Genomic DNA, 23,248 nt, shown 5'->3' with positions numbered 1-23,248 from the left:
GCGAGCCAGCGCGGCACAAGGCTCAGGATCAGGCCCGGCACCGCGGTTCCGGCGACGAGTAGCCCCATCCCGGTGACGTAGCCGACCCCGCCCGTGATGAAGGCGAGAAAGGCCAGCGCGTGGGTGAGCGTCACATCGGTGGTGATCTCCGGGCGGCTCAGCAGCCAACCAACCGAAGCCGAGAGCATCAGGAAGAGTGCTGCGGCGATGCCGCCGAAGAACCCGATTCCGGGACCGGGAACCCGAACTCCGAGGCGGAGCATCCGGGCGTAAACAGTGGCGGCGTAGATGCCCAGGGGTACGGCTGATCCGAACTGGATCATGCCCGCAACGCGTTCTGCAATCGCGTTCTCCTGAAAGTACGCCGCGACCTGCCCCGCCGTGGAGAACGGCGAGACAAACGTGCTGCCGCCGGTCATGATCGCGGCCGTGACCAGGCCGGCAACGGTAAGCCCGAGGCTCACGGCCGCCAGGATGCCCGGATTGGGTCCGCCCGAGCGGACAGTTTGGCCGGCGCGCGGAGGGGAAACGTCAGTCATGTTTGCACCTTTCCAGCAATTGAGTCATTACAAAAATGATTCACCTGTTGAATTATTCTGTCAAGAAGGTAATCTGAAGTCATGGACTCCCCAGCCGCGCCCCGGTCGAGGCGCACCGCCTTTCTCCTCTCGCAGCTGGGCGCCCTGGCGTCGTCGCGCTTCGCCGAACGCACCCGGGAAATCGGGCTCACCCCGAGCGATGCGGGCGTGCTTCGCCTGATCGGCCGGACCCCGGGGCTGAGCCAGCGGGCCCTTGCCGACCGGTTTGGGGCCGTGCCCAGTCGCGTGGTCTCGCTCGTCGACTCGTTACAGGCTCGCGGCCTCGTGGAGCGGGAGCGCAGCAGCACCGATCGTCGGACGTACGAACTTCGTCTGACCGCAGAAGGCGCGCAGGTCATGCGGCAGCTGCGCGAGATCGCCGAAGCGCACGAGGCCGAACTTCTGGCGCCACTCACCGGCGAGCAGTCTGCCCAGCTCGGAAGCCTGCTCGCCCGGCTCGCGGCCGCCAACGCTCTGGACCTGGACCTCCACCGGGAGACCGGTCATGAGGATCACGCACGATGACCCCGGCCTCACCAGCAGCCCAGGGTCCAGCACACCGTCGCGGCCGCCGAGCTCGTCGGCGAGTAGAAGATCGCCGCCCTCGCACAGGAAATCATTACCCTGGAACAGGAACTGGCAGACCTGGACGCTCTGATCAGCCAGAGGCTTGAAGCACACCGGCACAGGCGGAACGTGCTGAGCACGCGAGGCTTCGGACCCGTCCTGCCCGCAGAGTTCCTTGCCCAGTTGCGCACCCAGGAGCCAAAGCATGGCCCATTGTCGAGGCCTGAGCTGAACCCGCGGGCCCCACCGGTCATCGTGTGATGAAGTTGGCCATCATTGCCATGTCTTCGTGTTCGAGATTGTGGCAGTGGAAGACGTATTTTCCGGCGTAGCCCTCGAAGCGGATCGCGATGGCGGCTTCTTCGGCTGGGCGGAGGTCGATGGTGTCCTTCCAGCCGGCGTCGAAGGCTCCGGGCCCGCCGATTCCGCGGGAAAGTACCTGGAAGGGGTTGAGGTGCAGGTGGACGGGGTGGTGGAAGTCGGCGATCAGCCGCCAGATCTCTACGGTGCCGAGCTTTACTGCGGCGGAGATGTTGTCGGGACTGAACGGTTGCGCGTCGATGAGCCAGCCCTTGGTGTGGTTGACGTCGCCGGACTGGAAACGGAAGGTGCGGGTGGTGACGGCGTCTGCGGCGGTGAGGGGCTCGATGGTCGCGAGCCGGTCGGGAACCGTGAATGTGTCCCGGCTCTTTGGCCCGACGATGAATCTCATGATCTGTGACATGTTGCCCTCGCCGAAATCGTTGAGCAGGGTGACGGCGGTTCCGGGTTTGTAGCCGGCGAAGTCGATGATGGCGTCGACGCGTTGTGCCGGGGCGAGTTCGAAGTGCTCATGCCGGATGGGCGCGGCGAGGAGGCCCCCGTCCGTGCCGATTTGTGTCAGGCCCCCGTCCGGTTGGGGATCGATGCGGAGGTCGAGCCTTCTGGCGTTGCAGGCGTTGAGGATGCGGAGCCGGTACTTCGCGCCGTCGATCTTCGCGACCGGCCAGGGTGTGCCGTTGACGAGCATCGCGTCCCCGAGGACGCCGGCGACGAAAGAGCCGGTGACGCCCGGTGTCGCCATGAGGCTGGGATCGGTGCTGGGGTAAAGGAAGTTCCCTGTGGCCTCGAAACTGCGGTCGGTGATCATGATCGGCAGTTCCCGCGCACCGGCCGGCAGGCCGAGGGTGTCTTCTTCGTCGTCGCGCACGAGATGGAACCCGGCGAGGCCGCGCCAGAGGCTCGGGCCGGTGAAGTCCATCCGGTGGTCGTGGTACCAGAGCGTCGCCGCACGCTGGTCGAGCGGATAGCGGTAACTACGCTGACCGATGGTGGTGTCCCCGGGCACCATAGCGCCCATGCCGGTCTCGTGTCCGTGCGTGTCCATGTGCTGGTTCATGTAGGACATGTCGACCGGATAGATGAAGTCGATCGGATAGCCGTCGCTGTCGTGCGGGGTGCGACCACCGTGGAGGTGCACCACCGTGGGCACGGGAAGGTTGTTGGTGTGCCTGACCACGGCCGGGCGGCCACGCCGGGTAACGATGGTCGGGCCGGGGAAGATCCCGTTGTAGCCCCAGATCTCCGTCTTCATGCCGGGCAGGATCGAAGCGTCCGCCCTGCTTTGACTGATGTCGTAAAAGTCCGCCGCGGCATCGCTGCGTACGGGGTGCAGCACCGGCGGAGCCCGGAACGGCATCGTGAACGGCAGGGGGAGGGTGAGTCTGCTGCGGAGGAGGTTCCCGGTCGAGGTGGAGCCGCCGGCGCCGAGGCTGAAGGGAATTCCGACACCGAGGCCGATGCCTGCCAGAAGACCTGCCCCGAGGAACGTTCGCCGGCTCACGTCCCTCATGGCCGTTTCCACGCCCATACGGCAAGGCCGGTGGCGACCATGATGATCGCCACCCCGAGCGGCACGTGCACGCTGATCGCCCGGGCGAATCCGAAGACGATCTGCAGCCCGATCAGTGCGAAGATGCCGATACAGGCAGCGATCGGCCACCACGGCCCGCGACCCGGCCAGCGCACGAGGACCGCCGCGACCGTGGAGATTAAAACGGAGATTCCGGCAAAGGTCGCGTTTTCTCGGTGCACCGCAAGGGAGTCGTAACTGCCGGACAGGAACTGGCCGGCGAAGACGGCCTGGTCGAAGAGCATGATCGCCGCTGCCGTGCTCGTCACACGGAACACCCAGCGCGGCCATGGTGGCCTGGCGCGCGGAACGATGGCTGCAGCTGTGCTCGTCATCCTTGTCACCGTTCACCCGTCAATTAGATTCACTCGAATCGGATTCATTTGAATCTAACATAGGATGGGGGTATGCCACAGCCATCGGGAGTGAAACTGAAACTGGGCCTGCTGCTGCGCCAATCACACGGACGTGCCGCCGGCGCCCTCAACACCGCCCTGTCCGGGCTGGGCCTGACTGGCCGCCATTTCGGAGTGATGATGCTGCTGGACCGCGACGGGATTTCCACCCAGCGCGATCTCATCCGCGAGACCGGAAGCGACAAGGCGGGCATGACCCGCACGGTCGAAGACCTTGAGAAGCTCGGATACCTCTCCCGCACGCAATCCACGGTCGACAAGCGCGTCGCCAATCTGACACTGACGGAAGGCGGACGAGCCGCCTTCAACACCGCCAAGCGACTCGCCGGCGCAACCGCCGAAGAACTTTTCGCGCCATTCACCCAGGCCGAACTCGAGATGCTCGAGTCGATGTTGGCCCGGTTCATACAGGGAACCGGGCCGGGCGACGGGCCGCTCAACGCAGCGAACTGACCATGTTCAGGAGGAGGAGTCGTTGGCTCGCGGACCATTCGGGCAGAGCCGGCGGTGCCTGAGACCGCCCAGTCGAACTGCTCCGGCCAGCGGTGCACAGACAGACTGCTGCCATGTTCACCTAAGCTACGCGATCACGCGGATGTTCCCAGCGTGCGCGCTGAGGGATCGGCTTGCGGACGCTCTCTCAGTCTCCTCGTTTGCCGGGGCAGGCACCCCACGTGAGGCGGCCCCAAACCGTATCTTGTCGATGTGAATCAGAGCTGGCCCGTGGCCTTCCGTACCAGCTCCGTTATGACCTTCTCGTCGGCTGATGAGAGCTCGGTGATGGCGTAGGACGTGGGCCACATCGTGCCATCGTCGAGCTGTGCCGGCCCGAAGAACGCGAGGTTGCCGTAGCGAGCCTTGAACTTCGCTCGCTCCTGGTAGAAGAGGACGATCTTGCCCTGCGCATCCGCGTAGCCTGGGCTGCCGTAGAAAAGCTTGGGGCTCAGAGACGGCGCGACCTCCGTAACGATCGCATGGATGCGCTCCGCGTTCGTCTTGTCCGGCTCGTCAAGCGCGGCGATCTTGTCGAGAACCGACTGTAAGGCCTCAGCAACGCTCTGCTGCTCCTTGAGCTCCTTGGCGCGCTGCTTCATCGCGGCCCGCTCCTCAGGGGTGAACTTGGATCCAGAACTTTTCGAATCAGCCATGCGCCCATTCTTGCAGGCGAGGGTGAGCCTGAGCGCTCCGTAGCGCCGTTTCTCAGGGCTCCGTGTCGCACTGGGCGTCGCGTCAGGGGGATCGGTCTGCGATCCGTGTGTAAGGTACTGATATGGCTTCTCCGCAGACGCTAAGCGGGGCAGAGCGCCGCGTCGTCGCGACTTGGGCCGCAGACTGCGCTGAGCGAGTCGTGGCCTTATTTGAGGCAGAGGCTCCGGCAGATGGTCGTCCCCGCGACGCCATCGCCCGAGCCCGGGCCTTCGCTCGCGGTGAGCTCAGTCCCGCTGAAGAGATCCGCCGGCGTTTTGTTGCTGGCCGTGCAGGACGCGAGGTGAATAGTCCTGCTGCGGTCGCTGCCGCCCGGTCTGCCGCGCAAGCCGCAGCCGTCGCTCACATGGGCGCCCACGCCTTGGGGGCAGCCGCGTATGCCGCGAAAGCGGCGGGACTGGCGGCGCCCCATCGGCCCCAGACGGTCGACGACGAGATCCACTGGCAACTCGGGCACATGAGCGCCGAAGCCCGGTCCGCGCTTCGGCGCTTGCCACCGCTGGGTGAGAATTCCGCCGGTCCGCTGGGGTCAGGACTTCTCGCGTCCGGAATCCTGGCCTCGATCATCCGCGCGATCCAAGCCGACTTGGCTCGCCCTGACCGGCCTGCCTCCTCCAGCTGAATCTGCCACCCGCAAGCCGGTCGATCACCGTGCTGCGGAAACCCGCCTGCCCTCTGGAGCCCCCACCGCCTGCTGCCCATCCCGCACCTTGAGGAGTTGGAACGCCGCATCGGAGGAGTTCAGGAAGAGCGACGACTGGGAGAGCCCGGAGTCGTGGCCATTCTCTGAGCCGCGATGTCCAGCCACGGGTGGCGATCGCGGCGGAGCAGCACCAACTCTCAATAGAGCGGTGGGCAGGGAAAATGCCGGTTCATAGCCACTCGTGCCTAGGCAAGGTCAGGCGTTTTGCCTAGGCACACTCACCCCAGTTTGCGCCAGACACCGCAGTGAGGTGGGTCGGCATACTGGCCTTCGCAGCAGTGTCGAGGTCCGCCGACGCGGCTTGCACGTCGTCCACGCGCTGTTTATGGAACGACGACATCCGCGCCTGGCAGGGCCTATCGATATCAACGAGACCGCTGACATTTCGGGCAAAAATGAGAAGACCGATTCATGAACCGCTCCCGTACGATAGCGGTGCCGCAGCGCTTGCACGGATGACCCTGAAGCCCATAGACATTCAAGCTTCGACCAAACCAACCCGACGCGCCATTGACGTTCACGTACAGGGAGTCGAAGCTGGTGCCGCCCGCGTCAAGGGCGTCGGCCATCACCTCGCGGGCAGCTTCGAGAACGCGCATGGCATCCGCCCGCCGCAGGGTGTCGGTGGGACGGGCGTAGTGAAGCCTGGCCCGCCACAGGGCCTCGTCCGCGTAGATGTTGCCGATTCCGGAGACCAGGCCCTGGTCCAGCAATGCGCGTTTGAGGCCGGTCTTCCGGCTCCGGAGCCTGCGGTAGAAGTCGTCGAAGGAAAAGAAGGGGTCGAGGGGGTCGCGTGCGATGTGGGACGCTTCCTCGGCGATGACCGGCAGAGGGTCCTCGGCCAGCCCGCCGGGGCCGCCGTCGTCGGTCGGGACCAGCGAGGTGACGAACAGGCCTCCGAAGATCCGCTGGTCAACGAACCTCAGTTCCGCGGGCATGCCGTCGCGGGGGCTCAGCCGGAGGCGGACCTTCAGGTGTTTTTCGTCCGGGACGGCACTGTCCTGCATCAGCAGCTGGCCGCTCATGCCAAGGTGGGCCATGAGCGCCACGGCGGGAAGGCCGGGCGCGGTGCCGGCCGTTTCCGTCTGCGGCGTCCCGGCGGCCTTGCCGTCCTCCTGCAGCGGCATCCACAGGAATTTGCCCCGCCGGACCACGTCAAGGACCTTTGCGCCTTCAAGGTTCCCGGCGAAGTCCTCGGGTCCCAGGGCATGCCGCCGGATGGACCTGGGATCCAGGACCTCGACGCCGGTGATGGTCCGGCCGCGGACCCAGCTCACCAGGCCGCGGCGGACCACCTCGACCTCAGGAAGTTCAGGCACCGGTCGCCTAGCTCCCGGCGGCGGATTCCGGCGGCTCCGCGGCAGTGTCCAGGCCGGAAAGCTTCCGCCACGCGTCGGCCGCCGCTTCCTGCTCGGCTTCCTTCTTGGAGTGGCCGGAGCCCTTGCCGTACGCCGTCCCGCCGATCTGCAGTTCCGCGACAAAGGTCCGCGCGTGGTCCGGGCCGGAGCCCTGCACCGCGTAGTAGATGGTGCCGAGCTGACGGCTGGCCGCCAGCTCCTGGATGCTGGTCTTCCAGTCAGTGCCCGCGCCGAGGGCGGCTGCGTCCTTGAGCAGCGGCCCGATCAGGCGCATGACGAGCTGGCGCGCGGTCTCGATGTCATTGGACACGTACGTTGCCCCGATGAGCGCCTCCATGGTGTCCGCCAGGATTGAGGCCTTGTTCTTGCCCTCGGTGAGCTTCTCGCCCTGGCCGAGGTAGATGTAGTCGCCGATGCCGAGGCTGCGTCCGATGCCGGCAAGGGCCCGGGTGCTTACGACGGCGGACCGCCGCTTGGCCAGGTCCCCTTCGGGGAGCGAGGGATTGTCACGGTACAGCGCATCGGTGACCGAAAACCCCAGAATGGAGTCGCCGAGGAACTCGAGGCGTTCGTTGGTGGGTATGCCGCCGTTTTCGTAGGCATAGGAACGGTGTGTCAGAGCAAGACGAAGCGTCCCGGCGTCAATTGAGACACCGAGACGCTTCAGAAGCTCTTCAGTTGAAGACATCCTAGTCAGCTTGTAGGCCGATTAGACGTCCGCGACCTTGCGGCCCTTGTACTCAAGGAACAGCGCAGTGCCAGCCGAGTCGGTGACGACCTTTGCCTGGTGCGGCAGGCTGTAAGTAACCTGGCCGTTCTCAATGGTCTTCACCAAGTGGGGGGCAGTCGCCTTCCACTGGGAGCGGCGGGCGCGGGTATTCGAGCGAGACATTTTCCGCTTGGGAACAGCCACGGCTAACTCATTTCTCTCTAGAAAAACACTTACAAATCAATTTTGCCGGTCAGGCTTAGCCAGATCAGCTAGGGCAGCCCAGCGAGGATCTACGACCTCGTGGTGGTGCCCCGGCTCGTCTTCCAGGCGCGCTCCACATTCGGAACACAGGCCCTGGCAGTCTTCCCGGCACACCGGCTGGAACGGCAGCATGGTAACAACTGCGTCCCGCAACACCGGCTCAAGATCGATCAGATCGTGCTCGACTCGACGTTGCTCTTCATCGTCTTCCTCGTCGGAAGGCAAGGCGCCTTCGTAGAAGAAAAGTTCTTGCACATTGACCTCAAGGTCATACGCAAGGGGATCCAGGCATCGGCCGCATTCACCGGTTACTTCGGCGATTGCGGTTCCTGATACCAGAATTCCTTCGTGTACGGCCTCAAGCCTCAGGTCGAGCTCGATGTCCGAGCCCTTCTGAACGCCAATGAGCGCCACGCCAAGATCTTCCGGCGCGGGTACATGTTCCGTCAGCGTACGCATGCTCCCCGGACTGCGTCCGAGGTCCTTGACATCAAGCATCAAGGGCGAACTTGCATCTCGTTTAATGAGAACTCCTGTTGAACATATGACCGACGTATTATCTTAGCCTGAACTCCTTGGCGGACTCAAACCGGGCGCCGTCCCCCGAAGGCAGGGGCCGGAATGTACCGCACAAGCCTACCCCCTGGGCGGCTGGCCCGGCGCAGGCGGGCCCGCGATAAGGCGTTTGAGGACGGACCTTGGCACATACTCGGAGACGCTTCCGCCCAGGCTGGCCACTTCCTTGATCAGTGTGGAGGACAAATGGAGGTAGTGCGCCTCCGCCGGCAGGAAGACCGTCTCGACGCCGCTGAGCTGGCGGTTCATGGTGGCCATGGGCAGTTCATAGTCAAAGTCCGACGACGACCGGAGCCCCTTGACGATGGCGGACACCCCGCGCTGCCGGCAGTACTCGGCCAGGAGCCCTTCGCCGACCGGCTCCACCACGATGCCGCGCAGTGAGGCCAGCGTCTCCTTGGCCATCTCAATCCGTTCCTCCAGCGGAAAGCGGTACTTCTTGGCGTAGTTCGTTGACACCGCAACGATGACTTCGTCAAAGAGGCTCGCGGCTCTGGCGATGACCTCGAGGTGTCCGTTGTGGATGGGGTCGAAGGAGCCTGGGCATACGGCGCGTCTCATGCTCCGAACCTACCGCATCTGCGGACCGGGATACCATGACTTGATGCATCAGCCGCACCTGACAAGCGGGGCTGAACGGACAGGCAGGAAAGCAATGACAGAGACACTTCCGGCGCCCTGGCAGCGTGCGGCCACCGGCGCCAACCTCCTGGCCGCCGACGGAACCCTGGGCGTCACGATCTTCGAAGAGATGACAACCCTGGCCGTCCGGACCGGTGCCATCAATCTCGGCCAGGGGTTCCCGGACGAGGACGGTCCGGCGGAGATCAAGGCAGCGGCCCAGGCCGCCATCGCCCAGGGTTCAAACCAGTACGCCCCGGGCAAGGGCATCCCGGAACTGCGCAAGGCCATCTCCGCGCACCAGAGCCGGTTCTACGGCCTCGAGCCGGACCCCGACACTGAAATCATCGTCACCACAGGTGCCACCGAAGCGATCGCAGCCTCCCTGATGGCGTTCGTCGGCCCCGGTGACGAAGTCCTGACCTTCGAGCCGTTCTACGACTCGTACGGCGCAATCATCGGACTGTCCGGGGCCACCCATGTCACAGCGCCGCTGCTGGCCCCCGATTTCCTTCCCGATCCGGTAGCCCTCGAGGCGGCCTTCAGCGCCCGCACCAAGGTGGTGCTGCTGAACAATCCGCACAACCCCACGGGTGCCGTTTTTCCCCGGGAAGTCCTCCAGCGCGTCGTCGACCTGGCACGAAAGCATGACGCGCTCATCATCACCGACGAAGTCTATGAGCACCTCACCTTCGGCGTGAGCCACGTCCCGGTGGCCGCCCTGCCGGGAGCGGCGGACCGGACTATCACCATCTCCTCGGCCGGCAAGACGTTCTCGTTCACCGGCTGGAAGGTCGGCTGGCTGAGCGGGCCGGAGCAGCTGGTCTCCGCCGTCCGGACCGTGAAGCAGTTCCTCACCTACAGTTCCGGCACCCCGTTCCAGAGTGCGATCGCGACCGGGCTCGCGCTGCCCGATGCCTTCTATGACGGCATCTCCGCCACGCTGGAGAAGAAGCGGGACATCCTCAGCGACGGCCTCCGGGCGGCCGGGCTGGACGTGTTCACGCCGAAGGGCACGTACTTCGTCAACGTCGACACCTCGTCGCTGGGGATCCTGGATTCCGTGGAGCTCGCCCGGCGCCTGCCTGCCCTGGTGGGCGTGGCTGCCATCCCCGTTCCCGTTTTCTGCCACCCCGAGGGCGCGGAAAGGACGCGGAGCCTGCTGCGGTTTGCCTTCTGCAAGAGGACCGAGGTCCTTGAAGAGGCGGCTTCCAGGCTGGCGACGCTGCGGGACAGGCTCTGACGGTGGCTGAGGGCTCCCCGCCGGCCTCGCGATACCTGCGGACCACCGGCCAGCACGCAGTCATAGAGCCCGACACCTACACCGATGGCGGCTTCGTGCTCAGCATCGGCGGTGCGGAACAGTCACACGTCGATCTGGCGGATCCCGCGGACATCTTCTACGAGTACCTCCGCCGGATCGGCCACATGGTGGACCTGGCTGCCCCCTGGGGTGAGCCGATCACCGCCCTGCACCTTGGGGCGGGTGCCCTGACCCTGGCCCGGTACATCCAGGCGACCCGCCCGGGATCGCTGCAGTACGCGGTGGAGCTGGAGCGTGAACTGCTGGACTTTGTGCTGGAGCAGCTGCCGCTGCCCGAGGGAACCCGGCTGGAAACGATCATGGGCGACGCCCGCGGCGCGCTGGCTGAGCTGCCCGCGGACCTCCGCTTCGACGTCGTTATCCTCGATATCTTCTCCGGCCCCGAGGCTCCGGAGCACCTTGCCTGCACCGAGTTCTACGAGGAAGCCGCGGCCCTCCTGACGGACCGGGGCGTGCTGATCGTGAACGTGGGTGACGAGCCGGGCCTGACGCTGGTCCGCAGCCAGGTGGCGGCCCTGCGCCGCGCCATGACGGACGTCGCGGCCTTCGCCGAAGCCGGCATGTTCACGGGCCGGTTCCCGGGGAACATCATCCTGACCGGCACCCGGAAACCGTGGCCGGCCGAATGGACCGCCGCGCTGACGGCCCGCGGACCGCACCCGGCCAAGGTGCTGGCGGGGGTCGAACTGGACCGGCTGTCGGCCTGACGAGCCTCGGGACGTGCCCAGCGTTGGGAACGGGCTCAGTCCCCCGGTACGGGTCCGACGTCGACCTGCTGCCCGCTGGCCGGTTCGGCGAACCACAGCCTGGTCTCGCCATATTTCTTGTCCGCAAACCGTTCCAGGCCTGCCGGCCACTCCGGCTCATGTGACCTCGAGGACCGCTCCACCACAACCACGGCGCCGGCCGCGAGGTGGGGGGCCAGCTTGCCCAGGACCGCGGCGAGCGCCGGCTGGTCCAGGGGGTAGGGCGGGTCCAGGAACACCACCTCCCAAAGGGTTTCTTCAGCCGTCCGGTCCAGGAAGGACTCAACCCGGGAGCGGTGCACGGTGACGGCCTTCCGCCCCAGCACGCCGTTGATCATGTCCGCGTTCCGCTGGCAGACGGCGCTGGCTTTGGCATCGAATTCCACGAGGTCGACGGCGGCGGCGCCCCTGCTGGCGCTCTCCACGCCGAGCGACCCGGAACCGGCGTAGAGGTCCAGCGCGCGCGAGCCGGCAAGGACATTGAACGCGTCCAACCGGGAAAATAGGGCCTCTTTGACCCTGTCGGTCGTGGGACGCGTCATTGACCCGGGCACGCTGACAAGCGGCGTTCCCCCGGCGGCACCGGCCACGATCCGGGTCATGCCGCAACCCGATTTCCGGCGCGATTCGCCGGGCCGTCCATGGTGCTAGCCGCGTTCAAGGAACGCCTCCTTCTCGGGGTTCAGATAATCGTCGATGGCCTCGGCAAGGGCCGGGTGGTCCAGCAGCGACGGGTCGCCGGCCACGATCTCCTGGGCATCCTGCCGGGCGCGGGCAATGATGTCCTCATGTTCCAGGACCCTGAGCAGCTTCAACGTGGACCGGCCGCCGGACTGCGAGGCGCCGAGGATGTCGCCTTCGCGCCGCAGCTTCAGGTCCTCCTGGGACAGCTCGAAGCCGTCGGTGGTGGCGGCCACGGCATCCAGCCGGCGGCGGCTCGGATGGCCGGGCTCAAGCGTCGTGACCAGCAGGCAGGTGCCGGGCAGGCCGCCGCGGCCCACGCGGCCGCGGAGCTGATGGAGCTGCGAAATGCCGAACCGGTCCGCGTCCAGGATGACCATGAGCGTGGCGTTGTGAACGTCCACGCCCACCTCGATCACCGTGGTGGAGACCAGCAGCTTGGTCTTGTTCGCCGTGAACGATGCCATGGTCTCGGATTTCAGTGCAGGATCCTGCCGCCCGTGGAGCGGGGCCAGCGGAACTCCGTCCAGTGAAGGTTCCTCCCTGAGGTGATCGACGACGGCGGTCACCGACGCCAGTTCGCGGGCGGGGCCGTCCCCCTCCAGTTCCCCGGGCGCGGGTTCCGCTTCGCCGGGACTGAAGTCGCCGTCGTCGTCAGTCCCGATCTTGGGGCACACGACGTACACCTGGTGCCCGGCGTCGATCTCTTCCCGTGACCGGGACCAGATCCGTCCGGCCCAGGCCGGATTCTCCGCGAGGCCCACGACGTGGGTGGTGATGGGGGCCCTGCCGGCCGGCAGTTCGTCCAGCACGGAGGTTTCGAGGTCGCCGAAAACGGTCATGGCCACGGTCCTGGGGATGGGGGTGGCCGTCATGACCAGCAGGTGCGGCGGCTTGCTGGCCTTCGATCGCAGGGCGTCGCGCTGCTCCACGCCGAAGCGGTGCTGCTCGTCCACCACAATCAGGCCGAGGTCATAGAACGACACGTTGTCGCTCAGCAGGGCGTGCGTGCCGATGACGATCCCGGCCGTGCCGGACGCGGCATCCAGCAGTGCCTGCTTGCGTGCTGCCGTTGGCATGGACCCGGTGAGCAGGCTGACCTGGACGGTGTGGTCGCCGAAGCCGCCCAGCAGTCCGTCCCGTGCCAGCGTGCCCAGCGTCCGCCGGATGGAGTCGAAGTGCTGTGCGGCGAGGACTTCCGTGGGTGCCAGGAGCGCCGCCTGCCCCCCGGCGTCGACAACCTGCAGCATGGCGCGGAGGGCCACGATGGTCTTCCCCGAGCCCACCTCGCCCTGCAGCAGCCTGTTCATGGGTCCGTCCTGGGACAGTTCGTCGGAAAGCGTCTTGCCCACGGCGGCCTGCCCTGCGGTCAGCGTGAACGGCAGCTGGCGGTCGAAGGCGGCCAGGAGGCCGTCGGGCACGGGACGCCGGGCCGTTGCTTCCTCCGCGGCCAGCTGGGCGCGGCGGCGCGCCAGGGCGGACTGCAGGACCAGCGCCTCCTGGTAGCGGAACCGGTCCCTGGCCGTGCGCCAGTCCTCGGGTGTCTGCGGCGCGTGGATCAGGCGGTAGGCCTGCGGCATGGGCAGGAACTTCTCGCGGGCCGAGATGGCAGCGGGCAGCGGGTCCTGCAGGGCATCCAGGTCCACGGTGTCGAGAAGGGTGGAGATGACCTTCTGGATGGACCAGCTGGTGAGTTTGGCGGTGGCCGGGTAGACGGGGATGGGCATGGCCGCGAGCTTTTCCGGATCCATGCCGGGCGTGTCCGGGTCCTCGTCCAGCAGCAGGAAATCAGGATTGGTCAGGCCGAGCGATCCCGCGAAGCGGGTGACCTTTCCGGAAAACATGGCCCGGCGGCCGGGCTGGAGCTCGGCCTTGGCCCGGAAGCCGTTGAAGAAACTGATCTTGAGGGTCCCCGGCAGGGCCGAGCCCTGCTGCCGCGGACCGCCGGAGCGGGCCCCGGCGTCGTCGGAAATCACGACGTCGGTGATGGAGCCCCGCCGGGCGCGCATCTGCCGTGTGCTGTTGGAGATGACGCGCGCGATGAGCGTCACTTCCTCGTCCAGGGGCACTTCGCTGATCGGCGTGAGCTCGCCCCTGCTCAGGTAGCGGCGCGGAAAGTAGTTGAGCAGGCCGCCAACCGTGGTGATGCCCAGATGTTTTTCGACGACGGCCGCGGAGCGCTTGCCTATCCGGCGCTCAAGGCCGAGTTCCAGCTCGGTGTTCATCGTCCCTCGCGGCTCCCGGCATCAGCCTCCACCGGATTGGGGTCGCGCGGAAGCGCCAGCTCGCTGACCGACACGTCCGCCGGTTCTCCGAGTGAACTGATCGTTTCCAGCGCCGGTCCCGAATCCAGGACATGGACGTGGACGCGCCAGCGGTACCGGCCGTCCGCGTCCGGGGAGGGGCCCACCTGGCTCATGATCACGGAATCACCGAGTTCATCAAGGCGCTGCCTGAGGGTGGCGGCGTCCAGCGGCGACAGGCTGATGGTGCACATGACCTCCACGCCGTCGTCGTCCGGCATGTCGGCGTGGATATGGGGATCCTGCAGATCGTAACCGTGCAGGCCGTCCAAGAGTTCGCTCTGGAGCTCTACACCCAGCACCGCGGACCGCAGGCAGTCGAGGATCAGCAGCATGCCCACGCCGCCGGCGTCCACGACGTGTGCGGCCTGCAGGGCATCGAGCTGCCCTTCCGTGCGGATCACGGCCTCAAGCGCTGCTTCGACCGCGGCGTCCAAGGCCAGCCCCAGCGCGTAGTTGCTGTCATTACCGTTCTGGCCGGCGTCGACGGCGGCAGCAGCCCTCGCCGCCGCCTCCATCACCGAGAGCATGGTGCCGGGAACGGGATCGCTGAGCGCCGACCAGGCCCGGATCTGTGCCCGGTTGAGCGCGGCGGCGAGAGTGGTTGACGTGAGCCTGGTGTGCCCGGACAACGGTTCGGCAGCCGCACACAGGAACACGGAGAACAGGGTTCCCGAGTTTCCCCTGGCCTGTTCCATGGCGGCCTGTCCGGCCTTGGCCAGGATGGCGCCGACGTCATTCTGCGACGGGTCCGCGGCCTGGCGCAGGTCAGGTGTCCGGGCGGGGTTCTGGGCCTGGGCCGGGTTCTGGGCGGGGACCCGGACCGGCGCGGGGACCGGCGCGACGTCCTGCAGAGAACGTGCGGCCGCCCTCACCGTGAGGTAGAGGTTGGTGCCGGTGTCGCCGTCGGCGACCGGGAAGATATTGATCGCATTGAGGCGGTCGCTGTGGTTGCCCAGGGCGGTCTCGGCCTTGCCCAACCACCGCTTCATCGCTTGCGCATTCGCGGCAATCTTAATCTGCAAAGTGATCCCATCCCACGGAGTCAGCGGGCCGGCCCGCGATTGTCACGCCTGCCGCTTCATCTGAACCGCAGGCCTGTACTGAGCCTATCCCAGCGAAGCCCGGGGGCAGCTGAACGCCGGGAGGGAAAGTGGCGAGCAGGCCATGGTCCTCACCGCCGCCAAGCACCCACGCCAGCGGGTCCGCGTTCAGGATTCCGGCAGCCGGCTGCAGCGGGGCGGCCAGCAGCCTCAGCGCCCGGGGGTCAAGGTCCAGCACGACGTTGCTCGCCAAGGCGAGCCTGGTGCCGTCCCGCACGAGTCCGTCGGAGATGTCCATCATGGCAGTGGCGCCGGATGTCCGGGCAAGGGGGCCAGCCTCCAGCGGCGGCTCGGGACGGCACTGAAGGTCCAGGAGCGAGCGCAGTTCCGGCGTCAGGGAACCCACCGGATACTCCGACTCCAGCAGGGCCAGGCCTGCCGCGGCCGAGCCCGCCCGGCCCGCGATGGCCAGGGTGTCTCCGGCCCGCGCCCCGGACCTCAGCACCGGCTGCCCGCCGCTCAGCGTGCCCAGGACTGCGACGGTGACGGACAGTTCGCGGCCCCGGCCAAGATCGCCTCCTGCCACGGAGCATGCCCCCGCACCGAGCTTGCCGATGGCAGCGGCGAGTCCGTCCGCCAGGTCCTCGACCCAGTCCACAGGGGTCTCGGCGGGCATGGTCAGGCTGACCACCATGGAGGTTGCGGACGCGCCCATGGCATTGATGTCGCTGAGGTTCTGGGCTGCCGCCTTCCAGCCCACGTCATAGCCGGTGGTGCGGTAACCGTTATTCCACTGAAGCCGGAAATCCTGGTCCTGCACCTGGGTGTCGATGCTGATGACTGTCCGGCCGTCAGGGACTGCAACGATGGCGGCGTCATCACCGGGCCCAAGGAGCACAGCGGCGCTGTGCAGGGCGCCGAGTTCCAGGCGCGGGAAGATCCGGACCAGAAGCTCGGCTTCGGACAGTTCGGCGACAGTCAGTGGTGTTTGGGGCACGCCACTACGCTACCGCCACGGACCGACATTGTTTCCCTGACAGCGTTTCGGCCGGCTTTTCTGCGTGTCAGATCCCCTGCTGACGGGGCGATAGGCTTAATGTATGCACCGCCTCCGCACCCTCAACCCCGTCCGACGGCTGAAGATAGCGGCCGCTGTGGCCGTCACGGGACTGGCGCTGGGCGGCTGTTCCCCCGCCGTCGACGTTCCTCCCGCCGCGGACGCCGCGAACCCCGCGTGCGCCCCCATGATGGTGGCGCTGCCGGACGCCATTGGCGATGCCGGCCTGCGCAAGACCAACAGCCAGGCAACCGCCGCATGGGGCGATCCCTCCCGGGTGATCCTGCGCTGCGGCGTCAACGTTCCCGGGCCCACGACGGACCGGTGCGTCAGCGTCAACGATGTGGACTGGGTCATCAAAGAGGGCAATCCGGTCTGGACACTGACCACGTTCGGCCGGGAGCCCGCCACCGAGATCCTGATGGATCCGAACGAGATCAGCTCGGCCACGGTGTTGGCCGACCTTTCCGCTGCGGCAGCCAAGATCAAGGCAAGCCGCAACTGCGTCGGCCAGGAAGATCTCCAGAACCTGCCATCGAGCAAGTAGGTCTCGACAAGCTCGACCAGCGAACCAGGCCCGACCAGCGAGAACTTCTAGCGGAGGCCGGTCTTTCGGTTCAGGGCCAGGTGGATCAGTTCGTCGATCAGTTCCGCGTAGCTCAGCCCTGACGCCGCCCACATCTGCGGGTACATGCTCTTCGGCGTGAACCCGGGCATCGTGTTGATCTCATTAATGATGAGAGCGCCGTCGGCCGTGTAGAAGAAGTCCACCCGGCTCAGGCCCTCGGCTCCGACGGCGTCGAACGCCACCGCGGCGAGCTCGCGGACCCTGGCAATCGCTTCGTCCGGCATGTCCGCAGGGCAGCTGAGCGCGGCTGCGTCATCCACGTATTTGGCGTTGAAGTCGTAGAATTCGTGCTCGCCGCCGGCCACGGAGATTTCGCCCGGCAGTGACGTCCGCGGCGCGTCCGAGCCGCGGCCTTCCAGCACCGCGCACTCGATCTCCCGGCCCACGATCCCGGCCTCGATCACGAGCTTGGGATCGTGTTCCCTGGCAGCTTCGATCGCGGCGTCGAGGTCCTCGAGCGAGTCCACCTTGGAGATGCCCATCGACGATCCCGCGCGCGCAGGCTTGACGAACACCGGGAACCCGAGCAGATCCACGCGCTTGCGCACAGACTCGGGATCGTTGCGCCACTGCCGGTCCGTAACCGCAATGTACGGCCCCACCCGCAGTCCCGCAGCCTCGAAGACCACCTTCATGAAGTGCTTGTCCATGCCCACGGCCGACGCCAGGACCCCGGCACCCACGTAGCGGGTATCGGACAGTTCCAGGAGGCCCTGGATGGTCCCGTCCTCGCCGAACGGGCCGTGCAGCAGCGGGAAGACGACGTCAACGGTGCCCAGTTCCTGCGGCACCTCGTTGGGGGACGCCACGATCAGCTGGTGTTCCCCGCCGATCTCCGCCAAGGTCACCGTCTGGTTCGACGGCGCAACTTCAGGCAGCAAGGATGAGGACAGCGACCATTGCCCGGTGTCCCCGGCCGCGAGGACCCACTGGCCGGACTTGGCGATCCCGATGGGAATCACCTCGTATTTGTTCCGGTCGATGGCGCCCAGCACGCCGGCCGCGGTGACGCAGCTGACCGCGTGCTCGCTCGAACGCCCGCCGAAGAGGACAGCGACTCGGGGTTTGCTCTGGTTTGTCTTGCTCTGGGTTTGCTTGTCCGCTGCGGTCAAGTTTTCTTCCGACACTGTCAGTAATCGCCTTCGGATTTAAGTTCCCGGGCCAGCAGCAGCGGCCCCAGTTGGTCAACGGACAATTTTCCGGCCAGCACGGCGACGACGGCCGCCGTGATGGGCATCTCGACGCCGAGCTTACCGGCAAGTTCGTGAACTGCCTGCCCTGACTTGATGCCTTCGGCCGTCTGTGTCATTTTTTCGGCCACTTCGTCCAGGGTGAGGCCCTGGCCGAGCAGGCGGCCCGCGGTGTGGTTACGGGACAGCGGCGACGAGCACGTGGCCACGAGGTCCCCCAGCCCGGCGAGGCCAGCCATGGTTTGGGCTGAGCCGCCCAGCGCGAGGGCCAGACGCGAGGTCTCGGCCAGTCCCCTCGTGATCACCGACGCTTTGGTGTTGTCGCCCATCTGCTTTCCCTCGCAGATTCCGACGGCCAGGGCAATGACGTTCTTGACGATCCCGCCGATTTCAACGCCCACGATGTCGGTGGTGGTGTAGGGGCGGAAATACGGGGCCGTGCAGCTCCGTGCGATCCAGCCGGCCACCGCGGAGTTGGGACAGGCCACAACCGAAGCGGTGGGCTCTTCGCGGGCGATTTCCATGGCCAGGTTGGGGCCGGACACCACGGCAATGCGGCTGGCGGGGATGTCCAGTTCCTCGCAGATCACCTCGCTCATGCGGGCGTCGGTGTTGAGCTCGAGGCCCTTCATGAGCGACACCACCAGGGCGTCGGGCTCCAGGAGCGGCTTCCAATCCCGCAGCTGCAGGCGCAGCGACTGCGCCGGAACTGCGAGGACCACCAGGTCTGCTCCGGTCAGCACCTCAGCGACGTCGGTGGACGCGGTGATGCTCGGCGGAAGTTCGACGTCGGCCAGGTACTGGGGGTTGCGGTGGTGCAGGTTGATTTGCTCCACAACTTCAGCCCGCCGGCCCCAGAGCCTGATGCGGCGTTCGACGCCGGAGGCCGTGGCGGCGTCGGCCAGGATCTTGGCGAAAGTGGTACCCCATGAACCGGCGCCGAGCACCGCCACGGACACCGCTGAGCCGGGCCGGCCCTGCACTGGCGTCACTTCCCGCCCCGCTCAACATCGCGGCCGTGCTTCGTCTGTTTATGCGCCGCCGGGTCCCAGCGCTGGGCCGGGGGCTGCTCTCCGCGGAGTTCGGCCAGCAGGCCCGTGACGGCGGCCATGATCACTTCGGTGGCCTCCATGAGGGTGGCCTTGTCCAGGGGACGGCCCTCGAAGCGGGACAGATCCACGGGACCGCCGATCAGAATCCGGGACGTTTTCCTCGGAAACAAGTGAAACCTCTTGGCATACCGGGGGAAGACTTCGTGGGCACCCCAGTGGGCCATGGGCACCACCGGGATCCCGCCTTCCAGCGCCAGCCGGGCGGCGCCGGTGTGGCCCTTCATGGGCCAGAGGCCCGGATCCCGTGTCAGCGTGCCCTCCGGGTAGATGACAATGGCGCCGCCCTCGGCCACGATCTCCTGGGCGAGCTGCAGCGAGCGGTTCGCACCCGCCGTCGAGCGTTCCACTGGGATCTGCTTGACGGCGTGGAGCAGGTTGCCCAGCACGGGCACCTTGAAAAGGCCGGCCTTAGCCAGGAAGTGCGGGGCACGCTTCTGGTTGTACAGCATGTGTCCGACCACCAGCGGATCAATCTCGGTGCAGTGGTTGGGCGCGGCGATGAATCCGCCGGCGGGAAGTTTTTCGGTGCCTTCCCACTTCTTGTTCATCATCAGGTTCAGCAGGGGCCGGGCAATGCCGGCAATGATCACGAATGTGATGTGGCTCTTGGCCGATTCCTTCACAGGGGCACCGCTTACTTCGCCGACGTGATGTCGAAGTCGGCGCCGAGCCCTGCCAGCTTTTCGGTGAACCGCTCATAGCCGCGGTTGATGATGTCGATCCCCGTCACCCGCGAGGTGCCGGTGGCCGCCAGGGCGGCAATTAGGTGGCTGAAGCCGCCGCGCAGGTCCGGAACATCGATGTCCGTGCCCTTGAGCTGCGTCGGGCCGGAAATGACCGCCGAGTGCAGGAAGTTCCGCTGCCCGAAGCGGCACGGCACGCTGCCGAGGCACTCGCGGTGGACCTGGATGCTAGCGCCCATGCGGATGAGGGCGTCCGTGAAGCCGAAGCGGTTCTCGTACACGGTCTCGTGAACGATGGACACGCCCTCGGCCTGCGTCAGTGCGACGACCAGCGGCTGCTGCCAGTCGGTCATGAAGCCGGGGTGGACGTCGGTTTCAAGCACCAGCGGCGAAAGCTTGCCGCCGCGGTGGTAGAAGCGGATGCCGTCGTCGCCGATGTCCATGCCGCCGCCCACCTTGCGGAAGGTGTTCAGGAAGGTCATCATGTCCCGCTGGGAAGCGCCTTCGACGAAGATGTCACCGCGGGTCACCAGGGCAGCGGAAGCCCACGACGCCGATTCGTTGCGGTCCGAGAGCGCACGGTGGTTGTAGCCGCCGAGGTCGCGGACGCCCTCGATGCGGATGGTGCGGTCCGTCTGGACGCTGATGATGGCGCCCATTTTCTGCAGCACGGCGATGAGGTCGACGATCTCGGGTTCGGTGGCCGCTCCCGAGAGCTCGGTGATGCCCTCGGCGCGTGTTGCACTGAGCAGGACCTGTTCCGTTGCACCCACAGACGGGTACGGAAGGGAGATCTTCGCGCCGTGCAGGCCGCGCGGGGCCGAGATGTGGATACCGCCCGGCCGCTTTTCCACGACGGCGCCGAACTGGCGGAGCACGTTCAGGTGGTAGTCGATGGGGCGGTCGCCGATTTTGCAGCCGCCTAGATCCGGAATGAACGCTTCGCCGATGGCGTGGATCAGGGGTCCGCACAGCAGGATCGGGATGCGCGAGTCACCGGCGTGGGCATCAATCGCCGTGCTCGGCGCCGTCTTGGCGTCCTTCGGGTCCAGGGTGAGATCGCCGGTCACGGGATCCTTCACCACGGTCACCCCGTGGAGCTGAAGCAGGCTGGTGACAACCTCGACGTCCTTGATTTCCGGAACGTTCCGGAGCACAGAGGGCTCGTTGCCCAGCAGCGCGGCGACCATGGCCTTGGGCACAAGGTTCTTGGCACCACGGACGCTGACACGGCCAGTTAGCGGGACGCCTCCGCGGATTGTCAGAACACTACTCATTTACCGGTTTCCTCACGACTTCTCGCCCCCAAATCCTTACAAAGGCTCCAGCTAAGCATATGAGCTTGCGTTACCGAACCGAAATACGGGCGCTCCGGGCGCGGCCCGGCAGCAGCCTGGAGCGGATTTCCGGTGCAGCAAAAAGGCCCGCCGCAGGTCGCTGCGGCGGGCCTACTGATGGAACTCTGCGGTCAGGACAGCCGGGCGGGCAGCGTTTTGGGCTTGAACGATTGCCGGGTGGCTTCGTAGGCAGTGATGTCTTCCTCATGCTTGAGGGTCAGGCCGATGTCGTCGAGGCCCTCGAGCAGGCGCCAGCGGGTGTAGTCGTCGATCTCGAACGGAGCAACCACGTTGCCGCAGATCACGGTCTTGGACACGAGGTCAACCGTTACCTCGGTGCCGGGCGCGTTCTCCAGCGTCTTCCAGATGAGCTCGATGTCGTCCTGGGCCAGCTCGGCCGCCAGGAGACCCTGCTTGCCCGAGTTGCCGCGGAAGATGTCGGCGAAACGGGACGAGAGCACGGTCTTGAAGCCGTAGTCCTTGAGCGCCCAGACGGCGTGCTCCCGCGAGGAGCCCGTGCCGAAGTCCGGCCCGGCCACCAGAACGGAACCGGCGTTGAACGGTGCCTGGTTCAGGATGAAGGAAGGGTCCTTCCGCCAGGCCGAGAACAGGGCGTCCTCGAAGCCGGTGCGGGTGATCCGCTTGAGGTACACGGCGGGGATGATCTGGTCGGTGTCGACGTTGCTCTGGCGCAGCGGGACGCCGATTCCGGTGTGCGTGGTGAACTTTTCCATGGAGTCTTCCTAGGCTGCGTCGGTCGTCTGGAGGGCTGCGGATTCCGGGGCCGGATCAAGGTCCGACGGCGAGCTGAGCGTTCCGCGCACGGCCGTGGCGGCTGCCACCACCGGCGACACCAGGTGGGTGCGCCCGCCTTTGCCCTGGCGCCCTTCGAAGTTCCGGTTGGACGTCGAGGCGCAGCGCTCCCCCGGCTCCAGCTGGTCCGGGTTCATGCCCAGGCACATGGAGCATCCGGCGAACCGCCATTCCGCGCCGAAGTCCTTGAACACCCGGTCCAGGCCCTCGGCCTCCGCCTCAAGGCGGACGCGGGCGGATCCCGGCACCACCAGCATGCGGACCTTGGGGTCCTTCTGCCGGCCGCGGATGACGTCCGCAGCGGCGCGCAGGTCCTCGATGCGGGAGTTCGTGCAGGAGCCCAGGAAGACGGTGTCCACCCGGATGTCCTTCATCCGCGTTCCGGCCTCGAGGCCCATGTACTGCAGGGCGCGCTCGGCGGCGGCCTTGGCGTTCTCGTCGCCGAAGTCGTTAGGCGAAGGCACCTTGTCGGAGAGCGAGACGCCCTGGCCCGGGTTGGTGCCCCACGTGACGAACGGCTCCAGCGTGTTGGCGTCGAGGTCCACCTGGGCATCAAAGACGGCGTCGTCGTCGCTGCGAAGGGTGTTCCAGTACTCGACGGCGGCATCCCACTCGGCACCCTCCGGCGCGTGCGGGCGTCCGTACATATAGTCGTACGTGGTCTGGTCCGGGGCGACCAGGCCCGCGCGGGCGCCGGCCTCGATGGACATGTTGCAGATGGTCATCCGGGCTTCCATCGACAGGGCGCGGATGGCCGAGCCGCGGTACTCCAGTACATAGCCCTGGCCCCCGCCGGTGCCGATCTTGGCGATGACGGCCAGGATGATGTCTTTGGCAGTGACGCCGGGGCGGAGCGTGCCCTCGACGTTGATGGCCATGGTCTTGAACGGCTTGAGGGACAGCGTCTGGGTGGCCATGACGTGCTCCACCTCGGACGTGCCGATGCCCATGGCCAGCGCGCCGAACGCGCCGTGCGTGGAGGTGTGTGAATCGCCGCAGACCACGGTCATGCCCGGCTGGGTGAGTCCGAGCTGCGGGCCCACCACGTGCACGATGCCCTGCTCGGCGTCGCCCAGGGAGTGCAGGCGGACGCCGAACTCCTGGCAGTTGTTGCGCAGCGTCTGGATCTGCGTCCGGCTGGTGAGATCGGCGATAGGCTTGTCGATGTCCAGCGTCGGAGTGTTGTGGTCCTCGGTGGCGATGGTCAGGTCCGGGCGGCGCAGCTTGCGGCCGGCCAGGCGGAGTCCCTCGAAAGCCTGCGGCGACGTTACCTCGTGGACGAGGTGGAGGTCGATGTAGAGAAGGTCCGGCTGGGCGTTGGCGCCGTCGCCGTCGCCTTTGCGCACCACGTGCGCGTCCCAGACTTTCTCGGCCAATGTGTTCGCCATGGCCATCTCCCTTCACTGCTGTTGACTGTTACTTCCACTGAAACAGCAGAGCCG

25 protein-coding genes are annotated in these 23,248 nt (G+C 66.6%); 6 read left to right on the top strand and 19 right to left on the bottom strand.

Annotation, left to right across the window (positions count from 1 at the left end):
* A partial coding sequence (locus tag J7I89_RS08315; RefSeq protein WP_214969008.1) for a hypothetical protein occupies nt 1-539 on the bottom strand: 539 nt, incomplete at its 3' end.
* A gap of 81 nt (nt 540-620) precedes the next feature.
* Between J7I89_RS08315 and J7I89_RS08310 the strand changes: the two genes are divergently transcribed.
* Nucleotides 621-1,103 (top strand): MarR family winged helix-turn-helix transcriptional regulator, encoded by a 483-nt coding sequence (locus J7I89_RS08310; RefSeq protein WP_214969006.1) that lies wholly within the window; start codon nt 621-623, stop codon nt 1,101-1,103.
* Between the two features lie 292 nt (nt 1,104-1,395).
* On the opposite strand, the gene J7I89_RS25585 is transcribed toward J7I89_RS08310, so the two are convergent.
* Nucleotides 1,396-2,976 carry a multicopper oxidase family protein gene (locus tag J7I89_RS25585; RefSeq protein ID WP_214969004.1) on the bottom strand — a complete coding sequence of 527 codons (1,581 nt, stop codon included), beginning with the start codon at nt 2,974-2,976 and terminating at the stop codon, nt 1,396-1,398.
* Complete coding sequence (locus tag J7I89_RS08300; protein WP_214969002.1) at nt 2,973-3,305, bottom strand: hypothetical protein; 333 nt, start codon at nt 3,303-3,305, stop codon at nt 2,973-2,975. The genes J7I89_RS25585 and J7I89_RS08300 overlap by 4 nt, the downstream gene beginning before the upstream one ends.
* 138 nt (nt 3,306-3,443) lie before the next feature.
* Between J7I89_RS08300 and J7I89_RS08295 the strand changes: the two genes are divergently transcribed.
* Nucleotides 3,444-3,905 carry a MarR family winged helix-turn-helix transcriptional regulator gene (locus J7I89_RS08295; RefSeq protein ID WP_214969001.1) on the top strand — a complete coding sequence of 154 codons (462 nt, stop codon included), beginning with the start codon at nt 3,444-3,446 and terminating at the stop codon, nt 3,903-3,905.
* Nucleotides 3,906-4,162: 257 nt separating this feature from the next.
* Here the strand turns inward: J7I89_RS08295 and J7I89_RS08290 are convergent, their stop codons facing one another.
* On the bottom strand, nt 4,163-4,600 hold the full coding sequence (locus J7I89_RS08290) for a DUF1801 domain-containing protein (protein ID WP_214968999.1): 438 nt from the start codon (nt 4,598-4,600) through the stop codon (nt 4,163-4,165).
* A 122-nt stretch (nt 4,601-4,722) separates the two neighbouring features.
* On the opposite strand from J7I89_RS08290, the gene J7I89_RS25920 reads away from it, so the two are divergent.
* On the top strand, nt 4,723-5,280 hold the full coding sequence (locus tag J7I89_RS25920) for a putative immunity protein (protein ID WP_214968997.1): 558 nt from the start codon (nt 4,723-4,725) through the stop codon (nt 5,278-5,280).
* Nucleotides 5,281-5,726: 446 nt separating this feature from the next.
* On the opposite strand, the gene mutM is transcribed toward J7I89_RS25920, so the two are convergent.
* The 5 genes from mutM to coaD all read right to left on the bottom strand — a co-directional run bounded on the left by mutM (nt 5,727) and on the right by coaD (nt 8,829).
* On the bottom strand, nt 5,727-6,680 hold the full coding sequence (mutM, locus tag J7I89_RS08280; protein ID WP_214968995.1) for a bifunctional DNA-formamidopyrimidine glycosylase/DNA-(apurinic or apyrimidinic site) lyase: 954 nt from the start codon (nt 6,678-6,680) through the stop codon (nt 5,727-5,729).
* A gap of 7 nt (nt 6,681-6,687) precedes the next feature.
* The gene (rnc, locus tag J7I89_RS08275; RefSeq protein WP_214968993.1) at nt 6,688-7,407 is read right to left on the bottom strand and encodes a ribonuclease III; all 720 of its coding nucleotides are present in this window, start codon (nt 7,405-7,407) and stop codon (nt 6,688-6,690) included.
* 21 nt (nt 7,408-7,428) lie between these two features.
* On the bottom strand, nt 7,429-7,632 hold the full coding sequence (gene rpmF, locus J7I89_RS08270; protein ID WP_003806041.1) for a 50S ribosomal protein L32: 204 nt from the start codon (nt 7,630-7,632) through the stop codon (nt 7,429-7,431).
* 36 nt (nt 7,633-7,668) lie between these two features.
* Complete coding sequence (locus J7I89_RS08265) at nt 7,669-8,193, bottom strand: DUF177 domain-containing protein (RefSeq protein ID WP_157372188.1); 525 nt, start codon at nt 8,191-8,193, stop codon at nt 7,669-7,671.
* 135 nt (nt 8,194-8,328) lie between these two features.
* A complete protein-coding gene (coaD, locus tag J7I89_RS08260) occupies nt 8,329-8,829 on the bottom strand; it encodes a pantetheine-phosphate adenylyltransferase (RefSeq protein ID WP_078026618.1) in 501 nt (166 codons plus the stop codon).
* 94 nt (nt 8,830-8,923) lie between these two features.
* Here coaD and J7I89_RS08255 point away from each other — a divergent pair, with 94 nt between their 5' ends.
* Entirely contained in the window at nt 8,924-10,132 is a 1,209-nt protein-coding gene (locus J7I89_RS08255) for an aminotransferase class I/II-fold pyridoxal phosphate-dependent enzyme (protein ID WP_214968992.1), read from the top strand.
* A gap of 2 nt (nt 10,133-10,134) precedes the next feature.
* Nucleotides 10,135-10,920, top strand: a complete 786-nt coding sequence (locus J7I89_RS08250; RefSeq protein ID WP_214968990.1) for a spermidine synthase — start codon at nt 10,135-10,137, stop codon at nt 10,918-10,920.
* A 35-nt stretch (nt 10,921-10,955) separates the two neighbouring features.
* On the opposite strand, the gene rsmD is transcribed toward J7I89_RS08250, so the two are convergent.
* From rsmD to J7I89_RS08230, 4 genes are read right to left on the bottom strand one after another with little or no spacing between them, the layout of a single operon-like run.
* A complete protein-coding gene (rsmD, locus tag J7I89_RS08245; protein ID WP_214968988.1) occupies nt 10,956-11,561 on the bottom strand; it encodes a 16S rRNA (guanine(966)-N(2))-methyltransferase RsmD in 606 nt (201 codons plus the stop codon).
* Nucleotides 11,562-11,606: 45 nt separating this feature from the next.
* Nucleotides 11,607-13,865, bottom strand: coding sequence for an ATP-dependent DNA helicase RecG (locus J7I89_RS08240; protein WP_214968986.1), 2,259 nt, complete (start codon nt 13,863-13,865; stop codon nt 11,607-11,609).
* The gene (locus tag J7I89_RS08235; RefSeq protein WP_214968984.1) at nt 13,862-14,935 is read right to left on the bottom strand and encodes a DAK2 domain-containing protein; all 1,074 of its coding nucleotides are present in this window, start codon (nt 14,933-14,935) and stop codon (nt 13,862-13,864) included. The genes J7I89_RS08240 and J7I89_RS08235 overlap by 4 nt, the downstream gene beginning before the upstream one ends.
* Nucleotides 14,936-14,957: 22 nt before the next feature.
* Nucleotides 14,958-15,983: a thiamine-phosphate kinase gene (locus J7I89_RS08230; protein ID WP_214968982.1), complete on the bottom strand. Its 1,026-nt coding sequence runs from the start codon at nt 15,981-15,983 to the stop codon at nt 14,958-14,960.
* Between the two features lie 103 nt (nt 15,984-16,086).
* Between J7I89_RS08230 and J7I89_RS08225 the strand changes: the two genes are divergently transcribed.
* On the top strand, nt 16,087-16,590 hold the full coding sequence (locus J7I89_RS08225; RefSeq protein ID WP_214968980.1) for a DUF3515 family protein: 504 nt from the start codon (nt 16,087-16,089) through the stop codon (nt 16,588-16,590).
* A gap of 47 nt (nt 16,591-16,637) precedes the next feature.
* Here the strand turns inward: J7I89_RS08225 and J7I89_RS08220 are convergent, their stop codons facing one another.
* The 6 genes from J7I89_RS08220 to leuC all read right to left on the bottom strand — a co-directional run bounded on the left by J7I89_RS08220 (nt 16,638) and on the right by leuC (nt 23,194).
* Nucleotides 16,638-17,783 (bottom strand): D-alanine--D-alanine ligase family protein, encoded by a 1,146-nt coding sequence (locus J7I89_RS08220; RefSeq protein WP_214968979.1) that lies wholly within the window; start codon nt 17,781-17,783, stop codon nt 16,638-16,640.
* Between the two features lie 17 nt (nt 17,784-17,800).
* Nucleotides 17,801-18,853 (bottom strand): NAD(P)H-dependent glycerol-3-phosphate dehydrogenase, encoded by a 1,053-nt coding sequence (locus J7I89_RS08215; protein ID WP_214968977.1) that lies wholly within the window; start codon nt 18,851-18,853, stop codon nt 17,801-17,803.
* Nucleotides 18,850-19,596: a 1-acyl-sn-glycerol-3-phosphate acyltransferase gene (locus tag J7I89_RS08210; protein WP_214968976.1), complete on the bottom strand. Its 747-nt coding sequence runs from the start codon at nt 19,594-19,596 to the stop codon at nt 18,850-18,852. The genes J7I89_RS08215 and J7I89_RS08210 overlap by 4 nt, the downstream gene beginning before the upstream one ends.
* A gap of 11 nt (nt 19,597-19,607) precedes the next feature.
* Nucleotides 19,608-20,933 (bottom strand): UDP-N-acetylglucosamine 1-carboxyvinyltransferase, encoded by a 1,326-nt coding sequence (gene murA / locus J7I89_RS08205; protein ID WP_214968974.1) that lies wholly within the window; start codon nt 20,931-20,933, stop codon nt 19,608-19,610.
* 191 nt (nt 20,934-21,124) lie between these two features.
* Entirely contained in the window at nt 21,125-21,727 is a 603-nt protein-coding gene (gene leuD, locus J7I89_RS08200) for a 3-isopropylmalate dehydratase small subunit (protein WP_214968972.1), read from the bottom strand.
* 9 nt (nt 21,728-21,736) lie between these two features.
* Nucleotides 21,737-23,194 carry a 3-isopropylmalate dehydratase large subunit gene (gene leuC, locus J7I89_RS08195; RefSeq protein ID WP_214968971.1) on the bottom strand — a complete coding sequence of 486 codons (1,458 nt, stop codon included), beginning with the start codon at nt 23,192-23,194 and terminating at the stop codon, nt 21,737-21,739.
* Between the last annotated feature and the right edge of the window lie 54 nt (nt 23,195-23,248).

The organism is Arthrobacter sp. ISL-5, assembly GCF_018613835.1.
Lineage (GTDB): Bacteria > Actinomycetota > Actinomycetes > Actinomycetales > Micrococcaceae > Arthrobacter.
The sequence above is the reverse complement of the archived record's forward strand: the minus strand, read 5'-3'. Positions and strand labels throughout refer to the sequence as shown.